This window comes from Paenibacillus sp. V4I3 (assembly GCF_030817215.1).
Classification (GTDB): Bacteria; Bacillota; Bacilli; order Paenibacillales; family NBRC-103111; genus Paenibacillus_E.
This window is the reverse complement of sequence record NZ_JAUSZA010000001.1, coordinates 5,403,987-5,430,118: the sequence shown is the minus strand read 5'-3', so window position 1 is coordinate 5,430,118 and position 26,132 is coordinate 5,403,987. Positions and strand designations below refer to the sequence as shown.

Below are 26,132 nucleotides of genomic sequence, written 5' to 3'. Positions count from 1 at the left end.
TTGGAGGTGAAAGTGTGGCTACAAGCCCGATTTCAGGTAATGTTGCGGATTTAATCAATGCTAGCAAAAATGCAAAAAGCAAAGATAAAGACAATAATACTTTAGGTAAAGATGATTTCCTAAAAATCTTGATTACTCAACTTCAAAATCAAGATCCAACGCAGCCTTTACAAGATAAAGAGTTTATTGCACAAATGGCTCAATTCACATCCGTAGAGCAACTGACCAATATGGCTGGTGAAATGAAGCTAATGCGTCAATCTCTTGGTTTTGTTTCAGGATTAATCGGTAAATCAATCACATGGACGGAGATTGACTCTTCTGGAGCATCAGTTGAAAAGTCTGGTGTTGTTGATTCCATCTCATTTAAAGACGGAAATCAATACGCGAATGTGAAGGGAGTGGAAATTTCTCTAGACAAGCTCAAGAAAATTGAGAATGTTGGAGAAACCAAATGACAGAGAGAATATCCTTAGGGCAGCTTTATCCTAATGCGGTTTCTCCAGCGTCTACGAGACGAACACCTGTACAGCAGCCGGTAACCCAATCCGGTAATCCTACTTTTCAGAAACTCCTTCAGGAGCAACTTGTTCGTTTCAGTCATCATGCAGAGGTTAGACTCAAAGAGAGAGGCATTCAACTTAAGCCTGAGCAATTGGATAAGCTAAGTACAGCTATCGATAAGGTAGCTGCTAAAGGTGCTAAGGATGCACTTATGATTTTAGGTGGAAATGCTTTAATCGTTAATGTTCCTAACCGGACTGTTGTGACGGCGCTTGATGGAAACGCCATGAATGAACATGTTTTCACGCAAATAGATAGTGCCATTATTATTACTTAACCATCAGGCTCGACCGTGAAGGAAGCCTGGAGCTGTGGAGCGATTGAAGCAGCTCATTATATTTATATCCGATTAGGAGGCCTATTATAGATGTTAAGATCTTTGTACTCAGGCGTTTCAGGTATGCGTGGTTTTCAAACGAAATTGGATGTTATCGGGAATAATATCGCGAACGTAAATACCATCGGATTCAAAGGCAGCCGTGTTATGTTTAAAGATATTCTTAGTCAAACCGTAGCGGGGGTAAGTGCCCCTGGAGACGAACGAGGTGGTGTAAATCCTCAACAAGTAGGTTTGGGTGTAAGTGCAGCAGCAATAGATACTGTGCATACAGCAGGTAGTGCCATGACGACGAATGTGGTTACTGATTTACGTGTTAATGGCGATGGATTCTTTGCATTGGACACAACTACACCGACAGGACCCTTCTTGACAAGAGCTGGTAACTTCACTTTGGATGCAAAGAGAGATCTTGTAAATGCAGATGGACTACATGTATTGGATGCGAGTGGGGCTCCCATTAATATAGCTCCTGAAATTGTTTCATTCTCTATTGGCCAAGATGGTTTCATTAATGGAATCGATAACACAGGAGCACAGGTTGTTGGTCAACAATTGGGGATCATTACTGTAGATAATCCCGGGGGTCTCGAAAAGATAGGCGGTAACTTATACCGGACAACTGCTAATGCTCCAATGTCAGCTGGCAGCGGTGGCGCAATCACAACACCTGGCAATGCAACGGCAGGAGCTGGAACACTGATTTCCGGTCAACTGGAAATGTCAAACGTTGACTTAACAGGTGAATTCACAGAGATGATTATCGCTCAACGTGGTTTCCAAGCAAATTCTCGGATTATCACGACTTCGGATGAAGTACTTCAAGAAGTTGTTAATCTTAAACACTAATCTTAAGTTGATGTGAAAGAGGGGAGCTGGTCTCCCCTTATCCTGATACAGGAGGAGAAGCATGATTTCTCTCACTCGTTTAAACGGTAAAGCGATTATCCTGAATGCCATACTGATCGAACTTATTGAAGAGACTCCAGACACAATGATCACGTTGACAACAGGCAAGAAAATCACAGTACTCGAAAAGGCAGAGGTTGTGGTAAGCTTAGTGCGGACCTACATGCAGGAGATTGGCTCAGTTCGAGCGACAATAAAGTCCAGGGATGCGGAGGGTTCGTAAGTGTTTAAGAACAAAATTTTCATACTCATTGTCTCCATTCTAATTGCAATTACTCTGATTTTGACGGCCGCCTTTGTTTTGTGGAACTTTATGGAGAAAAATAATCAATCCAAAGACCCTGCGGTACAGGCTCAGGAAGCCGTTGCAAGCGTGAAGCCAACGAAAGCGCCATCGGCTGAGGCAGTAAAGGCAAACACAGCGATTATTAAAGATATTTTGACCAACTTATCTGGTAGTCAAAATTTCATTAAAATCAGCTTCGCTTTTGAGTTAGAGAACTCGAAGACTAAAACAGAATTTGATAGTTTACTTGAATCTGCTGTTAAAGGCACAATTGTACAAGCGTTAGGGGATTTGACAAAGGAACAAATTGAAGGTAGTAAAGGTTCAGATAGTTTAACTTCTACGTTAATGAACAAGCTTAACCCCTTGCTACATGAGGGTAAAATTAAGCAAATATGGATAACCGATAAAGTACTTCAATAACTCGCTTTTGATTTTGCTTAAAGGAGGTGACTCGAATGGTTGATGTTCTGTCGCAAAATGAGATCGATGCCTTGCTAGCTGCTTTGTCCTCAGGCGAAATGGATGCGGATGAACTTAAAAAAGAGGAAACGCAGAAGAAGGTAAGGGCCTATGACTTTAAGAGAGCAGTGCGTTTCTCAAAGGATCATATTCGTAGCTTAACCCGGATTCACGAAAACTTTGCACGATTTTTAACAACGTATTTTTCTGCTCAGCTCCGTACGTTCGTACAGATCAGTGTTGTCCAGGTTGAACAACTGCCCTACGACGAATTTATTCGTTCGATCCCGAAAATGACCATTTTGAACATCTTTGAAGCGGAGCCTTTAGAGGGTCGAATGGTGCTTGAGGTTCATCCCAATGTCGCATTTGCTATGTTGGATCGTTTGTTGGGCGGTGCGGGTACGACCCCAACCAAAATTAATGCTTTAACTGAGATTGAAACGATTGTGATGGAACGTATTTTTAGCAGAGCATTCGATAGTTTACAAGAGGCATGGAAGACTGTCATTGATATTCAACCTCGTTTAGAGGCCCTTGAAACAAATCCGCAGTTTATGCAGATTGTTTCACCTAATGAAACCATTGCGTTAATATCACTTAGCACCAAAATCGGTGATACAACAGGGATGATCAACTTGTGTATCCCTCACGTGGTCATCGAACCCATTATGCCTCGACTTTCTGTGCATCACTGGTTTGTCTCCCAGAAGAAGACGAGAGCACCTGAAGAAATGGAAGCACTTCAATCACGCTTGGAAAAAACCAAGCTGCCTCTCATTGCAGAATTGGGATCGTCCGAAATTACCATACGTGATTTCCTTGGCTTAGTACCAGGCGATGTAATCCCGCTGCATAAATCCGTCGAAGATTCGCTTCAAGTCAAAGTGGGCGAGAAGCTGAAATATCTCGGAAGCCCCGGAACCTTAAAAGGGAAGATGGCTGTACAGATTACAGAAATCGTAAACGAAGGAGAAGAAGATTATGACGAATAACAGAGATTATTTGTCCCAGGAAGAGATCGATGCTTTGTTGAGACAGTCTTCGGACGATAGTTCAGCCTCTTCTTTTAACGGGCCTCCTAAAGTTGAAGACTATTTATCTCCCCTAGAACAGGATGCACTTGGTGAAATTGGTAATATCACTTTCGGTAGTGCAGCCACAGCGCTTTCGACATTGCTTGGAAAGAAAGTAGACATAACGACACCTAAGGTTTCTATTATTGGTAAAGAAGAATTAGAACAGCAGTTTCCGAAACCTCATGTAGCCGTTCATGTGAATTATGTTGATGGTTTTGATGGTATTAATCTACTTGTCATTAAAACACGTGATGCTCAGGTCATTGCTGATTTAATGATGGGCGGTGATGGTACTGGCGGTGATGAAAATCTTAGTGAAATTCACATCAGCGCTGTACAAGAAGCGATGAATCAGATGATGGGATCCTCAGCTACGTCCATGTCTACCATCTTTAATCGATTTGTCAATATCTCTCCTCCAGGAATCGACATATTAAATTTGTCGAAAGGAGAAGGAAAACTGCCCGACGAGGACGTATTTATAAAGATATCGTTCCGACTAGCCATTGGCGATCTTATTGATTCTAACATCATGCAATTATTACCTGTTCCATTCGCCAAAGAAATGGTATCGATTCTCATGGGTGGTGATTCTGACTCTTCAATGGAGGCTGCACCTGCGGCTCAAGCACCGGCTCCTGCTGCACCGTCACCAGCACCTACACAGGAAGTTCTTACACCGCCTCCAGTAGCTCCTAGCCCTATATACGAGCAACCAATGTACCAACAACAGCAGCCAGTGTATGAACAACCGATGTATCAACAGCCACCAATGGGACAGCCGATGTATCCACCACAACAGCCCATGTATCCGCCACAGCAACCCATGTATCAGCAGCCTCCGGCAGCTTATGGTGGGATGCCGAATCGGAATGTAAATGTTCAACCCGTACAATTTGGGAATTTACAATCGGGTTCGTTGGGGCAGGCTGATGATACAAACCTTAATTTACTACTGGATATACCTCTTAAGGTGACTGTAGAATTAGGCAGAACGCACAAGGTGATTAAAGACATCTTAGAACTTTCCCAGGGATCGATCATTGAATTGGATAAGCTAGCAGGTGAGCCTGTAGATATCTTAGTAAATAATAAGTTAATTGCCAAAGGCGAAGTTGTAGTCATCGATGAAAACTTTGGGGTTCGTGTTACAGACATTGTGAACCAGTGGGAACGAATTCAAAAGTTACAATAATTTATATTTAGGGGGATTTTACTCATGGCTAACCGTATTCTAATTGTTGATGATGCTGCATTTATGAGAATGATGATTCGTGATATTTTATCTAAAAATGGTTATGAGGTTTGTGGAGAAGCGAATGATGGTGCTCAAGCCATCGAGAAATACAAGGAATTGAAACCAGATTTAATTACTATGGATATTACGATGCCTGAGATGGACGGTATTCAAGCATTGAAGGAAATAAAAAAAATTGAACCTACTGCTAAGGTTATTATGTGTTCCGCGATGGGGCAGCAAGCCATGGTTATTGATGCCATTCAAGCAGGGGCAAAAGACTTTATCGTGAAACCATTTCAAGCAGACCGTGTTATCGAAGCGATTAAAAAGACTCTAGGTTAAGCCGTCTACGTTCGGTTGAGTCTTACATAAACCGAAAGGGTTGTGACTATGAGAAGACTCCAATCGAAACGACTGATTTCAGCAATATTAAGTGTAGTCGCGATGTTATATACCAAATCCATGAGCTTTGCTGAAACAGAGCCTGGACAAGGTCTTCCAGCATCGGAATTTCCGACTACCGACTCATTTAATTCGTTTGGCATGATTGTAAAGGTCATTTTCTTTCTCGTATTAATTATTCTTTTATTCTTTGTACTTATGAAGTACATAGCTAAGAAAAATAAAGGTACTATGTTCGGGAACTCAATTCGTTCTTTAGGTGGAGTTCCCCTCGGACAAAATAAATCTATTCAGATTGTTGAAATTGGTCATTCGCTCTTCGTGGTTGGCGTCGGTGAGAACATTCAGTTGTTGGATAAAATCAATGACGCCGATGAAGTTGCGTATATTTCGGAATTGCTTACTTCTTCTCAGGATGATCGCGTGGGCTTTGGTGCAATAAGTAAGTGGATAAGCAAACTTCCTGTTAGAAAGAAAGAGATCGAAGAAGAAGTAGAAATTACTTCATCTTTTCAACAAGTATTTCACGATAGGCTGCAGCGAGTATCAAACCGTAATAAAGATGCTCACGAGTGGCTTTCTGATCAAAAACAAACAGATCGGTTGAATGATGAATGAAAAGAAATAAATTAGTTCTTACGCTTCTGATTGTCATGATTTCAGCGTTCCTCTTATCACTGACAGCTTCTGCTGCTGAAACAGATCCAAACAATCCGATACCTGGGTTAAATGTGAATATTGGGACTAGTGGCACTGCCGGTGGATCTTCTAATACAGTTACCTTATTGCTTTTATTAACCGTATTGAGTCTTGCACCATCTTTTCTTATTTTAATGACTAGTTTCACAAGAATTGTCATCGTGCTTGGATTCGTTCGAACATCACTTGGTACCCAGCAGATGCCGCCTAATCAGGTTTTAATCGGACTAGCTCTGTTTTTAACCTTTTTTATTATGTCTCCAACGTTGGGAGAGGTTAATCAGACAGCTCTGCAGCCTTATCTGAAGGGTGAAATTAATCAGACCCAGGCTTTTGAGAAAGCATCCTTACCAATGAAGAAGTTCATGTTCAAACATACACGTCAGAAGGATCTAAAGTTGTTCTTAGACTATACCAAAGCTAAGGCGCCTACAGGCGTAGAAGATATACCGATTACTTCATTAGTTCCTGCATACGCAATAAGTGAACTGAAATCAGCTTTCCAGATGGGGTTCATGATTTTCATCCCGTTTCTGGTCATAGATATGGTTGTATCCAGTACCTTAATGGCAATGGGAATGATGATGTTACCGCCTGTTATGATTTCACTCCCTTTTAAAATTCTACTTTTCATACTTGTAGATGGTTGGTATCTTGTGGTGAGATCATTACTCCTAAGCTATGGTTAAGGATCAAGATATCGGAGGTTTCTAAATGGGCTCGGAATTTGTTATACGGATTGCTGGTGAGGCTGTTTATACCGTGCTTAAAGCAAGTGCGCCCATGCTTATTATTGGGCTTGTCGTTGGTCTGATCATAAGTATTTTTCAAGCAACGACGCAGATTCAAGAACAAACCTTAGCGTTTGTTCCCAAAATTGTTGCGGTTCTGCTGTCTATTTTAATATTTGGACCGTGGATCATGAATACACTGGTTGACTTTACCTTTAATTTACTCAACAACCTTTACAAATTCGTTGGATAGGTTGTGAGCGATATGACATACTTTTTCCAAGTTATCCCTATCTTTCTGCTTATTTTTTGTCGAATTACATCGTTCTTTGTCGTTGTTCCTATCCTCTCTTCAAGAAATGTTCCGATGATGTTCAAAATTGGTCTTTCTGTATTCATCTCGTTAATCATTTTTGCGACTATGGGGCTGGATAAACCCATTCCCATGGATGGTGAATACATTCTATTGATCATTCGTGAAATGCTTGTTGGCGTTTTACTTGGTTTTCTCGCCTATATCTTTTTTACAGTTGTCCAGACAGCCGGCTCTTTTATGGATATGCAAATCGGCTTCAGTATGGCGAGTGTAATTGATCCTCTAACGGGGGCTTCAACCCCAATGTTAGGTAACCTTAAATATATGATAGCCGTGCTGCTTTTTCTTTCTTTTGATGGGCACCATTATTTGATCAGAGCGATTATTGACAGCTACCGCTGGATACCGCTGGACAATCAACTGTTCTCACGCATCTATGATGGACAAATTTCGAATTTCTTGTTTCAATCGCTTTCCAAAATGTTTTATCTCTCGTTTCAACTCGCTGCTCCTATTATAGCAGCCCTTTTTTTGACAGATTTAGGGTTAGGACTCCTAACAAGGGTTGCTCCGCAATTTAATATTTTCGTTATCGGTGCACCTTTGAAGATGATTCTTGGCTTTTTTCTGCTAGTCATTCTTTTCCCAGAATTAATATCACAATTCCAACATTTATTTGCAACAATTTTTGATTACATGGAGAAGTTGCTTCAACTGATTAGCGGCACACAGCAACCATCACCTAAGTAGGAGGTACGCCGTGTCCCAAACATTTCGATTGAAGCTCGATTTACAATGGTTTGCTGGGGATAAGACGGAACCTGCGACTGCAAAGAAAAGGCAAGATGCTCGTAAAAAGGGTCAAGTTGCGAAGAGCATGGACTTACCTGCGGCATTTATATTACTCTTTTCATTTCTATCGTTCCTCATGTTCGGTGGCTATATGAAAGAGAAGATAGTTAACATCTTTCGGAACGTCTATGAGAATCAACTGACGATGGACATTACAGCCGCTAACGTTCAGGTATTATTCGTAGATTTAGTCAAACAAGGGTTAATCATTTTAGCTCCCATATTTATACTTGTTGTTTTAGTAGCTTTTATTGGAAATTATGCACAAATTGGCTTTATGTTCATTGGTGACCCCCTGATGATGAAGTTTAACAAGATCAATCCGATCGAGGGTTTCAAGCGGATTTTTTCGCTACGAACCGTCATGGATTTTCTCAAGTCAACAATGAAGATGTTAATTATCGGTTATGTCGTGTACACGACATTAATGGGGGAAAAAGCTAAACTGCTGGGCCTTGGCCATGCTCCACTGGAGAGTACATTTTCATTTATTGCCTCGGTCACGCTAAAACTAGGGATCAAAATTGGAGCGATATTAATTGTCCTTGCCATTTTTGATTACATATATCAAAAGTATGAGTACGAGAAAAGTCTCAAAATGTCCAAGCAGGATATCAAGGATGAGTATAAAAAGAGTGAAGGGGATCCACTTATCAAAGGAAAGATCCGCGCGAAGCAGCGCCAGATGGCCATGCAGCGTATGATGCAAGAAGTCCCCAAAGCAGATGTTATTATTACCAATCCAACCCACTTTGCGGTTGCTTTGAAATATGATTCTAACAATATGCAAGCCCCGACAGTTATTGCTAAGGGTGCGGATTATGTTGCTTTAAAGATTAAAGAAGTTGCGAAGAAAAATGGTATTATGACGATGGAAAATAAACCGCTTGCTCGAGCGATCTTTGCACAGGTGGAAATTGGTGACTCCATTCCCGCTGAGCTGTTCCAGGCTGTCGCGGAAGTATTGGCTTATGTATATAAAGTGAAGGGCAAAACGAACGAATGAGGAGGGAGGTACAATCAGATGAAGATCAAGGATTTATTGGTTCTTATAGGCATTATCGGTATTGTATTAATGATGATTGTACCGGTTCCAATCCCTTTGTTGGATTTTTTATTAATTATTAATATATCGATTGCTTTAATGATTATTTTGGTTGCTATGAATACAAAAGAAGCTCTTCAGTTCTCAATCTTCCCTTCTTTACTCCTGATTACGACTTTGTTTCGGTTGGCGTTAAACGTCTCGACTACGCGGAACATTTTGTCGCATGCAGAAGCAGGCGACGTGGTCAGAACTTTTGGTTCTTTCGTTGCTCAAGGCAATATCGTCGTGGGATTCGTCGTGTTTCTCATCCTTGTCTTGGTACAATTCATCGTAATTACCAAAGGTTCTGAGCGCGTTGCCGAGGTTGCAGCGAGATTTACACTCGATGCGATGCCGGGAAAACAAATGAGTATTGACGCAGATTTGAATGCAGGTTTAATCAACGAAGTCCAGGCTCGTGAACGTAGACAAAAGATTGAACGAGAAGCGGATTTCTACGGAGCAATGGATGGTGCAAGTAAGTTTGTTAAAGGGGATGCCATTGCCGGCATCATCATCCTTGTCATTAATTTGATTGGTGGCTTTATTATTGGGATGACGATGAAAGGGATGTCTTTTTCTCAGGCACTTGAAACATTCTCAATCCTAACCATTGGTGATGGACTCGTCAGCCAAATTCCTGCCCTGTTGATTTCAACTGCAGCAGGTATTATCGTAACACGGGCATCATCAGAAGGAAATTTAGGTCACGATATCACCAAACAGTTAACTGCACAACCAAAGCTTCTTTATATTGTTGCTGGTACTCTTATGGTGCTTGGCTTATTCACACCAATTCATTGGTACACTACGTTTCCGATTGCCGGATTGTTAATTTTCGCAGCTTTTAAAATGCAAAAGAATTTGGAGCGCGAAGCGATCAAAGAAGAACAATTGGTGGAAGAGCAGCAAATTGAGGAAGTGCGGAGTCCTGAAAGTGTCATTTCCTTGTTACAAGTCGATCCCATTGAGTTTGAATTTGGTTATGGTTTAATACCTCTTGCAGATACTCAACAAGGCGGGGATTTACTAGATCGTATTATCTTGATTCGCCGACAATGTGCGCTTGAGCTTGGGGTTGTCGTACCCGTTATTCGTATCCGCGATAATATTCAACTACGGCCGAATGAGTATATCATCAAAATAAAAGGCAATACGGTTGCACGTGGCGAACTACTTCTTAATCACTACCTAGCCATGAGTCCTGGTATTGATGATGATTCAATAGCAGGTATAGAAACGACTGAGCCTGCCTTCGGATTGCCTGCTATATGGATAGATGAAGTGACCAAAGAAAGAGCGGAGCTATCTGGCTACACAGTCGTTGATCCTCCTTCCGTAGTGGCTACACATTTAACCGAAATTATTAAGAAACATACACATGAACTTCTAGGTCGTCAAGAAACAAAAGCTCTAATCGAGAATGTTCGCGAGTCTTATCCAGCACTTGTTGACGATCTTATTCCTTCCGTGTTGTCGGTAGGGGACGTTCAGAAGGTATTGGCAAAGTTACTTCGTGAGAAAATTTCTGTACGTGATTTGGTAACGATTTTGGAAACTCTTGCTGATTATGGTTCTTATACAAAGGATCCTGAAATACTGACTGAATATGTTAGACAATCATTATCGAGACAAATCACTCAACAGTTTACTTCTTTAGGAGATTCCTTAAAAGTCATCACGGTTGGTCCTTCTGTGGAAAAGAAAATTGCCGATTCTGTTCAGCAATCAGATCAAGGGAGCTACTTAGCACTTGACCCATCCTCTTCACAAATTATTTATCATCGCGTCAGTGAGCAAGTTTCTAAATTGATTCAATCCGGACAACAGCCTGTTATTTTAACTTCACCAACGATTCGGATGTATTTAAGACAATTGCTTGAGAGAACTTTGCAAGATATACCTGTATTATCCTACAGCGAATTAGAGCCTAGCGTTGAAATTCAGAGTATGGGGGTAGTCAATTTATGAGAGTAAAAAGATACGTTGTCGATTCCATGCCGGACGCTTTGCAAAAAATTCGAACGGATTTAGGCAAGGATGCGGTAATCCTCAATACAAAGGAAATTCGCACGGGTGGTTTTCTTGGTCTATTCGGTAAGAAAAAGATTGAAGTTATCGCTGCAATTGATGGAGCAAGCACGAATTCAGGAGGGGCTGCTCAGCGTTTTGCACCTCAACCACAGCCTCAACAGCAGAAGGTCATGAGTCAAGATCAACCTGCAAGAGCTCAATCGCATCTATCTGATTTTCCTGATGTCCCAGATGTAATCGCTCCTGTTTCAGCCAAAAAAGAACCAGTTACCGTTAGTGCAGGCGTTGAGATACAACAGCGTAATGCTTCACAGCAGTCTTACTCACCGGTTTCGATAAATGCACCTAATAGAGCCATTCTCAAAGATGAGCACCTCATGGAGGAGCTCAAACAAATGAAGGAAATGATGAGAAAGCTTACTCATGCAACCGAGGAGTCAAATCTCCCTGAACCTTTACAGAAGATTGAACAACGATTATTTGACCAAGAAGTAGATCCTACGTTAATTCGTCAAATTGTGGATGAAGTAGTGGCAGATTTTCACCTTGCAGATGAGCCTTTAACGGATGAGTCAGCTCTTCAAGTTGTGCGATCCAAGCTGGGGCAGGTGCTTCAGTCCAATCGCAGTAAACAAATTTCACCGCAAACACGCGTGGTACATTTCGTAGGTCCAACAGGAGTTGGAAAGACGACAACCATAGCAAAGTTAGCAGCGGAACAAGTGTTGAAGTATCAACGTAAGGTTGGTTTTATTACTTCAGACACATATCGAATTGCGGCAATAGAGCAGTTAAAAACATATGGAACAATCTTGAATGTCCCCCTTGAAGTTGTTTTCTCACCACAGGATTTAGCGAAAGCGTTTCATAATCTAGAAGAATGTGACGTTATTTTCATGGATACAGCTGGACGCAATTTCCGAAATGAAATGTATGTTTCGGAGCTTAACTCTTTGCTTAAGACACAAGGAAATAGTGAGACCATTCTGGTTCTGAGCTTAACAACAAAGTATCGGGACATGAGAGCGATCACGAACAATTTTAATAAATTTAAGCTAGACAAAGTATTATTCACCAAGATGGATGAAACAGACTCCTACGGTGCTATTGTAAATATTGTTCACGAGTTCTCATTACAGCTTTCGTATGTTACGAACGGTCAAAATGTACCCGATGATATTACGGAAATGAATGAGTGGCAAATCATCGATTTGTTATTGGAGGAACCTAGAGCATGAAGGATCAAGCAGAAGGGTTGCGGAACCTGGTACAGATGCAGAATGACAAAGGCACAAAAGCAACCAGGATTATTACCGTGACTAGTGGAAAGGGAGGCGTTGGTAAATCAAATTTCACGCTTAACTTTGCTTTAACGCTTCAGTCCCAAGGTTATAAGGTTCTAGTCTTTGATGCAGATATTGGGCTTGCCAACATTGATGTGCTGATGGGGATTTCCTCCAAATACAATTTGTATCACTTGTTGAAAAAGGAAAAAACGATCTGGGAAATTATCCAGAAAGGTTACAATGATTTAGATTTTATAGCAGGTGGATCTGGCTTTAACGATTTACTTCGCTTAACCGATGAAGAACTGAACTACTTTGCCGAGCAAGTCATGCAGCTCAACGGGTATGTTGATTTTATCATTTTTGACACAGGAGCCGGATTGTCCAAAGAAACGTTGAAATTTATTCTTGCCGCCGAAGAAGCGTTTGTTGTCACAACGCCTGAGCCTACTTCTATAACTGATGCTTATGCCATTATAAAAATGGTTAACTCAATGGGACATGACGTTTCGTTTAAACTAGTTATCAACCGAGTAACCGATGCAAAGGAAGGCAAGCACACGGCTGATAAAATTTCTTTAGTAGCTAAACAATTTCTGGATATCCAAATCCCTACATTAGGATTCGTTGACGATGATGCGGCTGTATCTAAGGCGGTTAAAAAACAGATACCTTTTACTGTTGCTTTTCCGAATTCGGCTGCCTCACGAAGTCTTCAATTATTAGTCGCTAATTATATGAATGGTTATCAAGTAATCGACACACCAACATCCGGTGTCAAGGGCTTTTTAAATAAAATGATGAAACTTTTGAAATAGGATTTTCGCAAATCGTGTCGAATATGCTCATAAGGGGGAGGGAAGCAGCTTGGCACCATATAACATTCTTGTCGTAGACGACTCCGTCTTTATGCGAAAAATTATAAGCGATTTGATTTCAGATAATCCTCAGTACAAAGTAATAGGAACAGCAAAAAATGGTCAAGAAGCTATTGAACAAGTGAAGCTTTTATGCCCCGATGCCGTTACGATGGATGTGGAAATGCCAATAATGAATGGTTTGGATGCTTTACAACGAATCATGGCAGAACAACCAACTCCCGTCATTATGTTAAGTTCCTTAACCCAGGAGGGTGCTTCTGAAACGATTAAAGCACTCGAGTGGGGAGCTGTCGACTTTATTCGAAAGCCTTCAGGCTCCATATCCCTTGACCTGTATAAAGTTAAACAACTTCTTCATGAGAAGCTGCATATGGCAGTTCGAACGAAGTTAAGGCCGGTACAGCAAGAGCCTGTGTCTCCGCGGGTTACTCAACCGTTAATATCCAAAAGTAATGCCAGTTTGATGAAAGCACCCGATATTAAACTTGCTGCAAAGCCCGGTTCAACGCATTTCGATCATCTTGTAGCCATAGGTACTTCAACAGGAGGACCTCGTGCCTTACATCAGGTGATCTCTCATATTCCAGCAGGTTTTCCTGCACCGATCTTAATTGTTCAACATATGCCACCTAATTTCACCAAATCATTAGCCCAACGCCTGAATGACATTTCTCAGATACAGGTAGTCGAGGCTGCGGAAGGGGATGTGCTCCAAACGGCAACAGCTTATGTAGCACCGGGAGGATGGCATATGGTCATCTACAAAGATACGGACAAAACGTACAAAATTCGATTAACCAAAGAAGAACCTCGTTCTGGCCACCGCCCCTCGGTGGATGTCATGTTTGAGTCATTGCTTGGTATGAGTGAGTTGAAGCGGCACATCGTTCTGATGACCGGCATGGGTAGCGATGGAGCCAAAGGCATGCTCTCATTAAAGCAATCCGGCGTATCAACAACCATTGCCGAGTGCGAAGAAACTTGTATCGTATACGGGATGCCTAGAGCTGCTGTAGAGATCCAAGCTGCTATGTATGTTTTGCCACAGCAGGATATTGCAATTCGATTAGCACAATGCGTACTTAATTAAATGAATTTTTGCATGCAGTACATAATGATTCTATTGGAGGTGTATGGTTTTGGAACTTAGTCAATATTTATCCATGTTTATCGATGAATCGAAAGAGCATTTGCAATCTTTGAATGAGAACTTACTTAATTTAGAAAGCAATCCTCAGGATATTAGTATTGTTCATAACATTTTCCGCTCTGCTCATACGTTGAAAGGGATGTCTGCAACAATGGGCTTCGAGGATATCGCCGCCCTAACACACGAGATGGAAAATGTGTTGGACTTAGTACGTAACAGTAAAATTGATATGAACCCATTCATTTTTGACTGCATTTTCAAAAGTCTTGATTCATTGGAATCTATGGTCGAAGATATTATTCAAGGTGGTACAGGGAAAGCGGATGTTTCACCTATCGTCGTTGCTCTTCGTTCCATTGTGACAGGTGACTATAAAACCGCACAAGCTCCAGCAGTGACAGCTGCGAAGGAACCAGCTAAAGGAATCGAAGTTGATGAGTTTCAACTCTCTATTCTTCAACAGTCGATTGACTCGGGATTCCTTGTATTCTATATCGAAGTAAGTGTTAATGAGAATTGCGTACTTAAGGCAGCAAGGGCATATATGGTGTTCGATGCACTCGAGGGAATGGGCGAAATCGTAAAAGCGACGCCATCCGTACAAGAAATCGAACAAGAGAAATTTGATCGTTCCTTCTCTCTTTATTTTATTTCTAAGGTTGATCAAGCAACGTTAGAGAAAGAGATTTTGAATGTTTCCGAAATCCAATCAGCCGTCATTATCACAGTTGATTCAGAATCGCTTGCCGAATTATCCCGTCCAAGAACTGAAGTTGAGGCGGCAAGACAAGAAATTGCTGCAGCGGTTGCAGAAGCAATCGCACCTGCTGTATCAGTCGAAAATATACATAATGCTGAGGCAGTTACAGCTGCAGTTAAACCAGCGGCGGGTGGGGCTCCTGTTGCAAGTCGTACAATACGTGTTGATATTGAACGCTTAGATGCACTGATGAATCTGTTCAGCGAATTATTAATTGACCGAGTACGTTTAGAACAACTTGCTAGTGAGGTTAAACGTAATGATCTGACTGAAACAGTTGAACATATGTCTAGAGTAAGCAGTGATTTGCAAAATATAGTATTGAAGCTCCGCATGGTTCCTGTGGATTCTGTATTCAATCGCTTCCCACGGATGATAAGGGACTTGGCTAAATCGCTAGATAAGAAAGTAGATTTGGTCATTACAGGTGCAGAAACAGAATTAGATCGGACCGTTATTGATGAAATTGGTGACCCACTTGTACATTTACTGCGTAATGCTGTCGATCATGGTATTGAGTCTATCAGTGATCGATTGGCTGCTGGCAAAAGTGAGCAAGGTACCATTCAGCTGCGTGCTTTCCATAGTGGGAATCATGTGTTTATAGAAATTGAAGAAGATGGCAGAGGGATTTATAGAGAAAAGGTATTGAAGACTGCACTCAAGAATGGTCTTGTAACAGCAGAACAAGCAGCGAAGTTAAGTGATTTGGAAGTATACAACTTATTGTTCGCATCTGGATTTAGTACGGCCGAGAAAATTTCTGATATTTCTGGACGTGGCGTTGGTCTTGACGTTGTGAAGACGAAGATTCAGATGTTGGGTGGACATGTTCAAGTTGATTCCAAACCAGGTTTTGGAAGTAAGTTCTCAGTCCAATTACCACTGACGTTATCCATTATTTCTGCCATGCTTGTGCGTCTGGGCAGTGAAAAATATGCGATACCGTTATCGTCCATTGTTGAAACTTCTGCTATTCAGAAGAATCAGATTCGTAACATTCATGGTAACAAAATGGTGGAGTATCGTAATAATGTTATTCCTCTTGTATCGCTCAGTACATTATTTAATGTGCCTGATTTCAATGAGGATCTTGAGGAAGAGACCGAAATTGTTGTTGTACGCAAAGGTGACAAACAAGTTGCCTTGATGGTAGACGAATTTATTGGTCAGCAAGAAATCGTTCTCAAAACCTTAGGTAAATATTTATCCGGACTATTCGCAATATCCGGTGCAACGATTCTAGGGGATGGACAAGTCGCATTGATCATTGATCCGAATGCATTGATTAAATAATTACATACTTTTAAGGAGGGTTTCACAATGGGAGAAGAGAAAAAGGTAATCGTCTTCGCACTTGGAACGGAAGAGTACGGCGTGGAAGTTGAGAAAGTTAGAACGATCGAAAGAATGCAGCCAATGACGCGCGTACCTAAAGCGCCAGCATTCATTAAAGGCGTTATTAATCTTCGCGGTGTTGTTATTCCTATTATTGACCTTCGCTCAAGATTCGGACTTGAAGAGCAAATTAATTCAGATGCTACTCGTATTATCATCGTATCTGCAGGTGACTTTGAAGTGGGTCTCATTGTAGACTCTGCGAATGACGTTATTGATTTGGACACGGATAATATTGATAATCCTCCAGAAATTGTAGGCGGAATCAAAGCCAAGTATCTGGATGGTATCGCACGCGTTGGTGAACAAAGATTGCTTGTTTTGTTGAATTTAGAGCAAGTCTTGGATCGCAATGAAATTCAACAGTTAGAAAGATTAGAGGAATAGCTTGTGGATGTATTTAGTCGTTTAGAGGATTTTCAAATGGACGTTCTCAAAGAAGTAGGTAACATAGGTGCGGGGCATGCTGCTACCGCCCTATCTACTTTGCTGGATAAGCCGATTGATATGCTCGTTCCAAAGGTAAGAATGCTTCCTTTCGAAGAAATCTGCGAAAGTGTTGGCGGAGCAGAGACTGTTGTTCTTGCTATCTTCTTGCGTGTGGATGGAGACGCGCCTGGAAATATGTTTTTTATCCTTGATTTAGATGCCGCCAAAAATATGCTAAGGGATTTGATTGGGTTACATATCGAAGATCATGAAGAGTATTCAGAACTGGAATTATCTGCTTTGAATGAGATCGGGAATATTCTAGCCGGTTCTTATTTATCCTCTCTTGCTGATTTTACGAATTTGAATATGCAGCCTACTGTCCCTGCGTTAGCAATTGACATGGCCGGTGCCATTTTAAGCTATGGATTATTGCAATTTGGTCAAATGGGAGATCAAGCACTTCTCATTGATACCAAATTTATGGAAGGGGAAAATGAAGTACAAGGACATTTCTTCTTAATTCCTGATCCGGAATCGTTTGGCAAAATATTTTCGGCATTAGGGGTAGAGTCTCCATGACGTTAGATAATTTAATTAAAGTAGGAATGGCTGACCTGAATGTTGCTCACCAGACAGGTGTATTGAAGACAACAGGGCTGGGTTCGTGTGTGGGTGTCACTTTATATGATAGCCGCGTAAAAGTGGCAGGTATGGCTCATGTGATGCTGCCTTCTTCCGAGATAGCTCGTGAAGGCTCGCTGAATATTGCTAAATACGCGGATACGGCTATTCCTGAGTTAATCTCCAGAATGGAAAAGCTCGGAGCTACTGTGAATAGGCTAGAAGCAAAGCTTGCCGGCGGTGCTCAAATGTTTGCATTTGCTGGAAATAATGATACGATGAGAATTGGTCCAAGAAATGTAGAATCTTGTAAAGAAATGTTGAATAAATACAAAATTCCAATTCATGCTGAGGATACCGGGGCTAATTACGGTCGAACGATAGAATTCCATAGTGAAACCGGCATCCTGGTTATTCGAAGTGTCCAATTAGGAGTAAAGGAAATTTGATGATGATTGGAACCATTCGAATTAATGTCATCGTAGCATCATTGGCTGCCTTATTTACATTTGCCTTATCGATCGGCAATAATTTATTTCTTTCTACTTGTCTTAAAAGTGCATACAGCTTTCTTATTTTATTCGTTCTGACATTTGGTTTTAGATGGGTGTTGGGTGTAATGATAGGAGCTGAACATGCTGCAGGCGGTGCATCTTATGTGAATCCCACGATAGAATCGTCCGTTGGTCAATCATTGGATTTGACTACACCAGATGAGGATGAGGAAACACGGGAGATGATGAAGGCTAACCTGGGCAGTAATAACTCTTTACTATCTAATGAAATGCAATTTTCACCACTGAATCCACCTAAGCTAGTCACCAAGAATAATTTGGACCCTGAACAACTGGCGGGTGCCTTAAGGCGAATGTCTGAAGACTAAGGATGGTGAAACGTAAATCATGATCGAACAAAAGCAATCACAACTAGTCAACATCGAGTTATGGAAGCAATGGAAGGAACAGGGCTGGGTTCCCGCTAAGCAGTCGCTTATCGAGAGTTACTTGCCCTTAGTCGATTATGTTTCCGGACGTATGGCAATAGGACTTCCCAAAAGTGTTTCGAGAGAAGATCTATCGAGCTTTGGTGTGATGGGCCTTATCGATGCCGTGGAGAAATTTGACTATTCACGCGGACTGCAATTCGAAACCTATGCTTCTTGGAGAATTCGTGGTTCTATTATTGATGGACTTCGGCAAGGGGATTGGGTACCACGCTCTGTAAGAGAAAAGGCCAAGAAGGTCGAAGATGCTTACCAGAAGCTAGAACAGCAGTATCTACGCTCAGTTACGGATGCTGAGATCAGCAACTATTTACAAATTAGTGAGCAAGATTTTCAGCAGATGCTTCAGGATATTTCGATTACAACCGTTTGTTCGATTGATGATCCCATCCGAGAGGAAGATTCGGAAACGCGTCTTTCATTACTTGTAGATGAAAAGGCCAAGAACCCAGAGTTTCAGGTTAATGAGTTTTATTTGAAGGAGTCTTTGGCAAAGGCTATTGAAAGATTAACGGATAAAGAGAGAACGGTTGTCTCATTATTCTATTTCGAAGAGCTCTCCTTAAGTGAAATTGCTGAGGTTATGTGCTTGTCTCCTTCTCGTATTTCACAATTACATTCGAAAGCAATACTTCGGCTTAAAGGCGTACTAGGTCGATTTAAGACGCAATTATTTCAAGATACATAACATACAATCAGAAGGTAATGAAAGGTGGTTTGTCTATGCTTGAGAGGAACATGCCTTTGGGTTTTTACATTAGTATTTCCATCTCGGATGACAAATTAACAGCTTATTTGTTAATTAACAATGCTGATGACGATTTTCAAGTAACAGCAGGACAATTGGAAGAGTTAGTTCAAACGAATCACATCGTTCACGGTTTAAATCGATCTTTACTTGCTCAAATAGCTGCAAATCCGAAACCTTTTTATCATCAAAAAGTTACAATTGCAACGGGAACGAAGGCAATAGAAGGCCAGAGCGGATATATTAAATTTATTTTTGATTTTGATGAGGATGAAAAAAAACCATTAGAGCTGGATGACGGCAGGGTGAATTATAAAGAAGTAGTATCTCTTCATAATGTTAGAAAAGGACAGCTTATCGGACAGCGGTTTCTGGCAACGGAAGGCACACCGGGAAGAGCAGTTACAGGTGAGACCCTTTTTACTAAAGCAGGGAAAGAAGCTAGATTTAAATTAGGCAAGAATGTGGTAACAGACGCTGAACAAATGGGGCTTTATTCTACAATTGATGGCATGGTGGTAAGAACAGATCGTGACAAAATTAATGTGTTTCCTATCTATGAAGTGAATGGAAATGTTGATTATAATATTGGGAATATTGATTTTATCGGTACTGTGGTTATTCGAGGTAATGTTCTTCCTGGTTTTAAAATCCGTGCTGCTGGGGATATTCGTGTCACTGGAGGCGTGGAGGCCGCAGAACTTGAAGCCGAAGGTTCTATTGACATTAGTGCAGGCATTGTTGGGCAGAATAAGGCACATATCAAAGCTGGTAAGAATGTAAAAAGTTCCTTCATTCAGGATGCTATTGTTGAAGTAGCAGGAGAATTAACGGTTTCTCAGAGTATTATGCATTCAACGATTAGAGCAGGCAAGGCCGTAAATTGTAATGGTTCCAAAGGACTCATAGTTGGAGGTACCATACAAGCCGGGGAGCGTGTTACTGCGAGGACGATAGGGAATTCGATGTCAACGGCTACAGCTGTTGAAGTTGGCGTTCTTCCAGAGCTTCGTAATGAAATGATTGATTTACGCAACCAACTAAAAGTTTTCATGGAAAATATGGATAAAACGGATAAAGCGCTTACGTTATTAAATCAATTAGCAGCAGCAGGTCAATTAGGTCCGGATAAAGTGGCCATGCGAATCAAGTTGACACATACGAAAAAGCAAGCTTTAGAAGAGCAAAATACCATCAAAGAACGTATTCTTGAGATCGAGAAATCGTTAGAAGACTCCGACAAAGCGAAAGTAGAAGTATTGTCTACTATTTATGGGGGAACTAAGATTGTCATTGGCCGGTATACGAAATATATCAAAGATCCAACAAGCCGTATGACGTTCCGTTTAAGTGAAGGCGATATTTCCATGAGTGCGTATGTGTGAGTGAAGGAGAGGGTAAGCGATGAGTTTTAAAGCCATCGATTTACAGTTCGCTGTACACAAAAACGATGAAGCTGGCATCCGTCAAAATCAGCTTATGCAAAAACCGCGGCAGGACGAAACGATCTTGGAGAATCAAGCTGCACAAACAACGGAGAAGGATCGCCATCGTAGCGCCAAGCTTGAAGAGAGCGTTCGTACAGATATCAAGGATCATGGCGACCAGCGTCAGCAGTCTAATAAGGGTAAAGCCAAGAACAAAGGTAAGACAGTTTCCGCTTCCCCTGAAGGCAGTCATCAGCTAGATCATCCGTATAAAGGGCATCATATTGATTTATCCTTATAACTAATTATCTCACATATAGAAAAAGGTGAACCCAATGGCTATGCAGCCGTGGATGTATGTCGTACTTCTAGGTCTTGTCTTGATTGTCTACGCACGTTTCCTACCTAAGGAACAAGCGGCAGCGTCCATTAAGACGAACGTAGTCCAAGAGATCGAGGAAACCATCGAGCATTTCGCTGCTGAGATGGATGAACAAAATCAAACGCTGCTCAATCTGTTCTCCAAAACGAAACAAGATTACGAGATAGAGCTTGCTAAGCTTGCAGGCAGACTGGAATCATTGGAAAAGCAAAAACATGAACTGTCGAAGGAATTAACGAAAGTGCATGTCAATCATCAAATAAATCAAAGAACAAATGCGGCAACTGACGTGTTTTCTGATGATCAGCATGCTATTATCTCGGGAATACCTAGTGCTAATCCAGCCCATTCTGTTCAAGTCGCTTCTTCTGAACTTGTTGCGTCTGCTAAAGAATCGGAAGTAGAAGAACCCATCTACACTGGATTGGGCATGAAAAGCAGATACAGTGAGCTATTTTCACTGTATGATCAAGGAAAAGGCGTCGAAGCCATTGCTAAGAAGCTAGGCATGAATAAAGGCGAGGTCAGTCTAATCCTTCAATTATCCAGACAGGAGGAAAGGGCCCGTGTTTAAAAATAGGTCGTACGTTTTTGGAATAGGGACTGGAATTATCGTAGGAGCCTTACTTCTGCAAATAATGTCTGTGCGAGCTAGTGCACCTGGTCAAACGGGCCTTGCATTGGATGAAATGGATCCTCAGAAGTTAAAGGTCGAAGCTGCGAAGTACTACCAAGTATTCGATAAGAATACAAAAGTATTTACGCAAAATGAGTTCGATGCAGCCGTATTGAAAAAGGTCAAAGAGGAAACAGACAAATTGGCGGCAGCTAAACCTCAGGATCAGCCCAAAGCAAATACACCTGAAGTTACACCGAAAATAGTTATTTATGTACAGCCAAATCTTGATGCAACTGCTGTCAGTGAACTTCTCGTGAAATCTGGCATTATTACCGATCGTAAAGCTTTTGTTACGGAGCTTGAAAAGCAAGGTGGTAACACTAAAATCCAAATCGGTTACCATGTTTTTGAAGGTGTTACGGATATTCCCAAAGTCGTGACCAATTTAATTACAGTTCAATAGATAGTCCGACAAATGGATCTTTATTATGAGGTCTGTTTTTGTTGTTTCTGTACATATACATGCCATTTGTAGGGCAAAATGAGGATCATGACAAAAAGTTGCATAGGTATTTCAGTTGTGGTATATTTATTCACGGTGTTAAAAACTCACGCCCGTCAATTTGCATAATGGTGCTTACTTTGGTAAGTTTTATGCAAAGATGCGACAGGCGGCGGATACCAAATAAACCATTTTAGAGGAGGGATTGGGGATGGCAGTTATCTCCATGAAACAGCTTTTAGAAGCTGGCGTACATTTCGGTCACCAAACACGTCGTTGGAACCCGAAAATGGACAAATACATCTTTACAGAAAGAAACGGTATTTACATTATCGATCTACAAAAAACGGTTAAAAAAGTTGAAGAAGCTTACAACTTTGTTAAATCCGTTTCTGAAGATAATGGTACGATTCTTTTCGTAGGAACGAAAAAACAAGCACAAGATTCCGTTGCTGAAGAAGCAGAACGTTGCGGAATGTACTTCATCAACCAACGTTGGTTGGGTGGTACTCTAACAAACTTCCAAACGATTCAAAAGCGTATTGACCGTTTGAAAACTCTTGAAAGATGGGAAGAGGACGGTACTTTCGAAGTTCTTCCTAAGAAAGAAGTTATCATTCTCCGTAAAGAGAAAGATCGTCTTGAGAAATTCTTGGGCGGAATCAAGAACATGAAGGGTCTGCCTAGCGCACTTTTCATTATCGACCCACGCAAAGAGCGTATTGCTGTTGCGGAAGCTCGCAAATTGGGTATCCCAATCGTTGGTATCGTTGATACAAACTGCGATCCGGACGAAATTGATTACGTGATTCCAGGTAACGATGATGCGATCCGTGCCGTTAAATTATTAACAGCAAAAATTGCTGATGCAGTTATCGAAGCACACCAAGGCGAGCAAACAACAGCTTAATCTATAGGAATGTGAAAAGGGTGGTTGGAAGGTGTAACAGCCTGTCACCACTCTTTTTTTAAAGAATCAATAGGTATTACATACCAATAACAACTATCGGGAGGTTTCTTTCAATGGCAGTTACAGCAGCACAAGTGAAAGAGTTACGTGAAAAAACAGGCGCAGGAATGTTGGATTGTAAGAAAGCGCTTGAAGAAGCAAACGGTGATATCACCAAAGCAGGCGAATTGCTTCGCGAGAAAGGTCTTTCTGCTGCAGCTAACAAAGCAGGACGTATTGCTACAGAAGGCGCAGTAGAATCTTACATTCACGCTGGAGGTAAAGTAGGCGTACTTGTTGAGATCAACTGTGAAACTGACTTCGTTGGTAAAACGGAGCAATTCCGTACTTTCTGCAGAGACATCGCTATGCATATCGCTGCGGCTAACCCGACTTATGTACGTCGCGAAGAAGTACCAACAGAAGCTTTGGAGAAAGAAAAAGAAATTCTTCGTAACCAAGCTTTGAATGAAGGTAAACCAGAGAAAATCATTGACAAAATGGTTGAAGGCCGGATCGGTAAATACTACGAAGAGTTCTGCTTGATGGAGCAACAATTCGTTAAAGACCCAGACAAAACAATCGACCAATTGTTGAATGAAAAAATCTCAGCAATCGGCGAGAACATTTCCATTCGTCGTTTCGTACGTTTCGGCCTTGGTGAAGGTCTTGAGAAAAAACAAGAGAACTTTGCGGAAGAAGTTATGTCCCAAGTTAAACTATAATAGGCATTTAAAAAAGATGGAACACTTGGTGTTCCTTCTTTTTTAGCCAATAAGAGATCTGTTTAAGCATTGAAACGGAGGTTATACAAGTTGGGTCAACCTTTTTATAAAAGAATAGTGCTAAAATTGAGCGGCGAAGCTTTGGCAGGACAGCAGGGTTATGGCATTGATTCGGAAGTTATTACTTCCATTGCCCAACAGGTGAAGGATGTTGTGGAATTAAATGTAGAAGTTGCTATCGTTGTGGGCGGTGGAAACATTTGGCGTGGTATTGCAGGTAGTGAGAAGGGTATGGATCGTGCGACAGCAGATTATATGGGTATGCTTGCAACCGTCATGAATTCATTGGCTCTGCAGGATGCACTAGAGAATCTTGATGTGCCTACAAGAGTTCAATCTTCCATTACTATGCAGCAAGTGGCTGAACCATACATCCGTAGAAGAGCAATGCGTCACCTTGAAAAGGGGAGAGTTGTTATTTTCGCGGCAGGTACTGGGAATCCATATTTCTCAACAGATACAACAGCGGCTTTAAGAGCAGCTGAAATTGAAGCAGAAGTTATTCTCATGGCCAAAAATAAAGTGGATGGCGTATATTCGGCAGATCCATTCAAAGATCCAACAGCGAAGAAATTCGAGACGTTAACCTATATGGAAGTTATCAGTAACAATCTTGGTGTCATGGACTCCACCGCATCTTCCCTTTGTATGGATAACAACATCCCGTTAGTGGTGTTTAATATCACAGAAAAAGGGAATATCAAACGAGTGGTCCTTGGCGAGAAAATTGGGACTACAGTTAAAGGGAGTGTCTAAACCATGCCACAATCAGTAAAAAAGAATGCAGAAGATCGGATGGATAAAGCAATTGGCGCCTTGAGAAGAGATTTAACTTCTCTTCGTGCAGGTCGTGCTACGCCATCTTTATTAGATCGCATCCAAGTGGAATATTACGGAGCGATGACGCCTGTGAATCAACTGGCAAATTTAACAACACCTGATTCACGTACATTACTTATTCAACCATGGGACAAAAGTTCGATGACATCGATTGAGAAAGCAATTATGAAGTCTGATTTAGGATTAACGCCATCTAACGACGGCTTGGTTATTCGAATTGTTATACCGGCTTTAACAGAAGAGCGTCGTAGCGATCTTGTGAAAATGACGAAGAAATTTGGCGAGGAAGCAAAAATTGCTATTCGTAACATCCGTCGTGATGCCAACGATGAGATCAAAAAGTTAGAAAAAGCGGGGATATCCGAAGACGAGTCCCGCAAACATCAAGAGGATATCCAAAAGTTCACTGATAAATTCGTGGCTGAAGTTGAGAAAGTTTTGGCTGCTAAAGAAAAAGAAATCATGGAAGTATAAGATAGATATGCCCCCGGGTATTCGCTGGGGGTTTTTCATCTTTCCCTAGTTGGGAGGAACAACTGTGCTCAAGCTAATTAAGAAATGGTTAGGAATCAATGTTAAATCTGTTTCTTCGGCTATACCGGCTATCGAATTGGATAAAGTGCCAGCACATGTCGCTATTATTATGGACGGGAACGGTCGTTGGGCTAAGCAAAGAGGCTTGCCTCGCGTAGCAGGGCATCATTCGGGCATGAAAAATGTGAAGAAAATTACGATGGCTGCAAATGAGATCGGTGTTAAGGTCCTTACGATGTACGCTTTTTCAACGGAAAATTGGAAAAGACCGAAGGAAGAAGTTGAATTTCTAATGAAACTTCCTCAAGAATTTTTTCCTTTAGAAATTGAAGAGCTGATCGAAAACAATGTTCGTATCCGAATGACGGGTTGGAAAGAAGGCTTACCTGATTACACACTCAAAGCGATTGAGGGAGCTATCGAACGGACGAAAGATAATACAGGACTCATTCTGAACTTTGCCTTAAATTATGGTGGGCGTAAAGAAATGATTGCTGGTGTTCAGGATATGATTCGTGATGTTCAGAATGGCAAACTACAAGTAGAAGATTTGGATGAGGCAAGTTTTTCTTCCTATATGTTAACTTCGGATTTACCAGATCCAGACTTGTTAATTCGAACAAGCGGTGAGCTCAGACTCAGTAATTTTCTTCTTTGGCAATTAGCGTATTCGGAGCTTTGGTTTACGGAGGCGTACTGGCCGGAATTCACGGAATCATTATTTATGCAAGCAATTGCAGAATATCAGCGCCGCGGGAGAAGATACGGAGGTATCTAATCACTTCGTATGTTTCCGGCGCGTGTTCATCTAGGGGGA

Annotated in this window: 32 protein-coding genes; all 32 read left to right on the top strand. The window is 41.4% G+C overall.

The annotated features are described in order from the left end of the window. Positions 1–14 precede the first annotated feature (14 nt). The 32 genes from QFZ77_RS25145 (at position 15) to QFZ77_RS24990 (ending at position 26,093) form a co-directional block, all read left to right on the top strand. A complete protein-coding gene (locus tag QFZ77_RS25145) occupies positions 15–458 on the top strand; it encodes a flagellar hook capping FlgD N-terminal domain-containing protein (RefSeq protein ID WP_373462656.1) in 444 nt (147 codons plus the stop codon). Next, positions 455–841, top strand: coding sequence for a TIGR02530 family flagellar biosynthesis protein (locus QFZ77_RS25140; RefSeq protein ID WP_307443508.1), 387 nt, complete (start codon positions 455–457; stop codon positions 839–841). The genes QFZ77_RS25145 and QFZ77_RS25140 overlap by 4 nt, the downstream gene beginning before the upstream one ends. A 90-nt stretch (positions 842–931) precedes the next feature. Continuing rightward, positions 932–1,750 carry a flagellar basal body rod protein FlgG gene (flgG, locus tag QFZ77_RS25135; protein ID WP_307443506.1) on the top strand — a complete coding sequence of 273 codons (819 nt, stop codon included), beginning with the start codon at positions 932–934 and terminating at the stop codon, positions 1,748–1,750. A 61-nt stretch (positions 1,751–1,811) separates the two neighbouring features. Continuing rightward, positions 1,812–2,033: a flagellar FlbD family protein gene (locus tag QFZ77_RS25130; RefSeq protein WP_029195364.1), complete on the top strand. Its 222-nt coding sequence runs from the start codon at positions 1,812–1,814 to the stop codon at positions 2,031–2,033. Next, positions 2,034–2,519, top strand: coding sequence for a flagellar basal body-associated FliL family protein (locus QFZ77_RS25125; RefSeq protein WP_171688258.1), 486 nt, complete (start codon positions 2,034–2,036; stop codon positions 2,517–2,519). A 35-nt stretch (positions 2,520–2,554) separates the two neighbouring features. After that, positions 2,555–3,553: a flagellar motor switch protein FliM gene (gene fliM, locus QFZ77_RS25120; protein ID WP_307443505.1), complete on the top strand. Its 999-nt coding sequence runs from the start codon at positions 2,555–2,557 to the stop codon at positions 3,551–3,553. Then, on the top strand, positions 3,543–4,832 hold the full coding sequence (fliY, locus tag QFZ77_RS25115) for a flagellar motor switch phosphatase FliY (protein ID WP_307443504.1): 1,290 nt from the start codon (positions 3,543–3,545) through the stop codon (positions 4,830–4,832). The genes fliM and fliY overlap by 11 nt, the downstream gene beginning before the upstream one ends. A 24-nt stretch (positions 4,833–4,856) precedes the next feature. Next, on the top strand, positions 4,857–5,219 hold the full coding sequence (locus QFZ77_RS25110; RefSeq protein WP_029195368.1) for a response regulator: 363 nt from the start codon (positions 4,857–4,859) through the stop codon (positions 5,217–5,219). Between the two features lie 48 nt (positions 5,220–5,267). After that, positions 5,268–5,897 carry a flagellar biosynthetic protein FliO gene (locus tag QFZ77_RS25105; RefSeq protein WP_307443502.1) on the top strand — a complete coding sequence of 210 codons (630 nt, stop codon included), beginning with the start codon at positions 5,268–5,270 and terminating at the stop codon, positions 5,895–5,897. After that, positions 5,894–6,667, top strand: a complete 774-nt coding sequence (gene fliP / locus QFZ77_RS25100) for a flagellar type III secretion system pore protein FliP (protein WP_307443500.1) — start codon at positions 5,894–5,896, stop codon at positions 6,665–6,667. The genes QFZ77_RS25105 and fliP overlap by 4 nt, the downstream gene beginning before the upstream one ends. 25 nt (positions 6,668–6,692) lie before the next feature. Continuing rightward, positions 6,693–6,962, top strand: a complete 270-nt coding sequence (gene fliQ / locus QFZ77_RS25095; RefSeq protein WP_029195371.1) for a flagellar biosynthesis protein FliQ — start codon at positions 6,693–6,695, stop codon at positions 6,960–6,962. A gap of 12 nt (positions 6,963–6,974) precedes the next feature. Continuing rightward, positions 6,975–7,775, top strand: coding sequence for a flagellar biosynthetic protein FliR (fliR, locus tag QFZ77_RS25090; RefSeq protein WP_307443498.1), 801 nt, complete (start codon positions 6,975–6,977; stop codon positions 7,773–7,775). Positions 7,776–7,785: 10 nt separating this feature from the next. Continuing rightward, positions 7,786–8,883, top strand: coding sequence for a flagellar biosynthesis protein FlhB (gene flhB, locus QFZ77_RS25085; RefSeq protein WP_307443496.1), 1,098 nt, complete (start codon positions 7,786–7,788; stop codon positions 8,881–8,883). A gap of 18 nt (positions 8,884–8,901) precedes the next feature. Next, complete coding sequence (gene flhA / locus QFZ77_RS25080) at positions 8,902–10,935, top strand: flagellar biosynthesis protein FlhA (protein ID WP_307443495.1); 2,034 nt, start codon at positions 8,902–8,904, stop codon at positions 10,933–10,935. Further along, a complete protein-coding gene (gene flhF, locus QFZ77_RS25075) occupies positions 10,932–12,236 on the top strand; it encodes a flagellar biosynthesis GTPase FlhF (protein ID WP_307443494.1) in 1,305 nt (434 codons plus the stop codon). The genes flhA and flhF overlap by 4 nt, the downstream gene beginning before the upstream one ends. Then, on the top strand, positions 12,233–13,102 hold the full coding sequence (locus QFZ77_RS25070; protein ID WP_307443492.1) for a MinD/ParA family protein: 870 nt from the start codon (positions 12,233–12,235) through the stop codon (positions 13,100–13,102). Before flhF ends, QFZ77_RS25070 begins: the two co-directional genes overlap by 4 nt. Positions 13,103–13,151: 49 nt before the next feature. Then, entirely contained in the window at positions 13,152–14,255 is a 1,104-nt protein-coding gene (locus QFZ77_RS25065; protein ID WP_307443491.1) for a protein-glutamate methylesterase/protein-glutamine glutaminase, read from the top strand. A 49-nt stretch (positions 14,256–14,304) separates the two neighbouring features. Then, on the top strand, positions 14,305–16,371 hold the full coding sequence (locus tag QFZ77_RS25060; RefSeq protein WP_307443490.1) for a chemotaxis protein CheA: 2,067 nt from the start codon (positions 14,305–14,307) through the stop codon (positions 16,369–16,371). Positions 16,372–16,398: 27 nt separating this feature from the next. Continuing rightward, positions 16,399–16,860, top strand: a complete 462-nt coding sequence (locus QFZ77_RS25055; RefSeq protein ID WP_307443489.1) for a chemotaxis protein CheW — start codon at positions 16,399–16,401, stop codon at positions 16,858–16,860. A 36-nt stretch (positions 16,861–16,896) separates the two neighbouring features. After that, the gene (locus tag QFZ77_RS25050) at positions 16,897–17,484 is read left to right on the top strand and encodes a chemotaxis protein CheC (protein WP_373462769.1); all 588 of its coding nucleotides are present in this window, start codon (positions 16,897–16,899) and stop codon (positions 17,482–17,484) included. Then, entirely contained in the window at positions 17,481–17,975 is a 495-nt protein-coding gene (locus QFZ77_RS25045; protein WP_307443487.1) for a chemotaxis protein CheD, read from the top strand. The genes QFZ77_RS25050 and QFZ77_RS25045 overlap by 4 nt, the downstream gene beginning before the upstream one ends. Next, complete coding sequence (locus QFZ77_RS25040) at positions 17,972–18,409, top strand: hypothetical protein (RefSeq protein ID WP_307443486.1); 438 nt, start codon at positions 17,972–17,974, stop codon at positions 18,407–18,409. The genes QFZ77_RS25045 and QFZ77_RS25040 overlap by 4 nt, the downstream gene beginning before the upstream one ends. 19 nt (positions 18,410–18,428) lie before the next feature. Continuing rightward, entirely contained in the window at positions 18,429–19,217 is a 789-nt protein-coding gene (locus QFZ77_RS25035; protein ID WP_307443485.1) for a FliA/WhiG family RNA polymerase sigma factor, read from the top strand. 35 nt (positions 19,218–19,252) lie between these two features. Further along, complete coding sequence (locus tag QFZ77_RS25030) at positions 19,253–20,662, top strand: flagellar assembly protein A (protein WP_307443484.1); 1,410 nt, start codon at positions 19,253–19,255, stop codon at positions 20,660–20,662. Between the two features lie 19 nt (positions 20,663–20,681). Further along, a complete protein-coding gene (locus QFZ77_RS25025) occupies positions 20,682–21,005 on the top strand; it encodes a hypothetical protein (protein WP_307443482.1) in 324 nt (107 codons plus the stop codon). 34 nt (positions 21,006–21,039) lie between these two features. Beyond that, positions 21,040–21,660: a DUF6115 domain-containing protein gene (locus QFZ77_RS25020; RefSeq protein WP_307443481.1), complete on the top strand. Its 621-nt coding sequence runs from the start codon at positions 21,040–21,042 to the stop codon at positions 21,658–21,660. Beyond that, positions 21,653–22,168 carry a hypothetical protein gene (locus QFZ77_RS25015; protein ID WP_307443479.1) on the top strand — a complete coding sequence of 172 codons (516 nt, stop codon included), beginning with the start codon at positions 21,653–21,655 and terminating at the stop codon, positions 22,166–22,168. The genes QFZ77_RS25020 and QFZ77_RS25015 overlap by 8 nt, the downstream gene beginning before the upstream one ends. A 250-nt stretch (positions 22,169–22,418) precedes the next feature. Beyond that, positions 22,419–23,117 carry a 30S ribosomal protein S2 gene (gene rpsB, locus QFZ77_RS25010; RefSeq protein ID WP_029195233.1) on the top strand — a complete coding sequence of 233 codons (699 nt, stop codon included), beginning with the start codon at positions 22,419–22,421 and terminating at the stop codon, positions 23,115–23,117. Positions 23,118–23,230: 113 nt separating this feature from the next. After that, positions 23,231–23,881 carry a translation elongation factor Ts gene (gene tsf, locus QFZ77_RS25005; RefSeq protein ID WP_307443477.1) on the top strand — a complete coding sequence of 217 codons (651 nt, stop codon included), beginning with the start codon at positions 23,231–23,233 and terminating at the stop codon, positions 23,879–23,881. A 90-nt stretch (positions 23,882–23,971) separates the two neighbouring features. Then, positions 23,972–24,697: a UMP kinase gene (gene pyrH / locus QFZ77_RS25000; RefSeq protein ID WP_029195235.1), complete on the top strand. Its 726-nt coding sequence runs from the start codon at positions 23,972–23,974 to the stop codon at positions 24,695–24,697. A gap of 3 nt (positions 24,698–24,700) precedes the next feature. Continuing rightward, positions 24,701–25,255 carry a ribosome recycling factor gene (gene frr, locus QFZ77_RS24995; protein WP_029195236.1) on the top strand — a complete coding sequence of 185 codons (555 nt, stop codon included), beginning with the start codon at positions 24,701–24,703 and terminating at the stop codon, positions 25,253–25,255. A 64-nt stretch (positions 25,256–25,319) separates the two neighbouring features. Further along, a complete protein-coding gene (locus QFZ77_RS24990; protein ID WP_373462655.1) occupies positions 25,320–26,093 on the top strand; it encodes an undecaprenyl pyrophosphate synthase in 774 nt (257 codons plus the stop codon). The last annotated feature ends 39 nt before the right edge of the window (positions 26,094–26,132 follow it).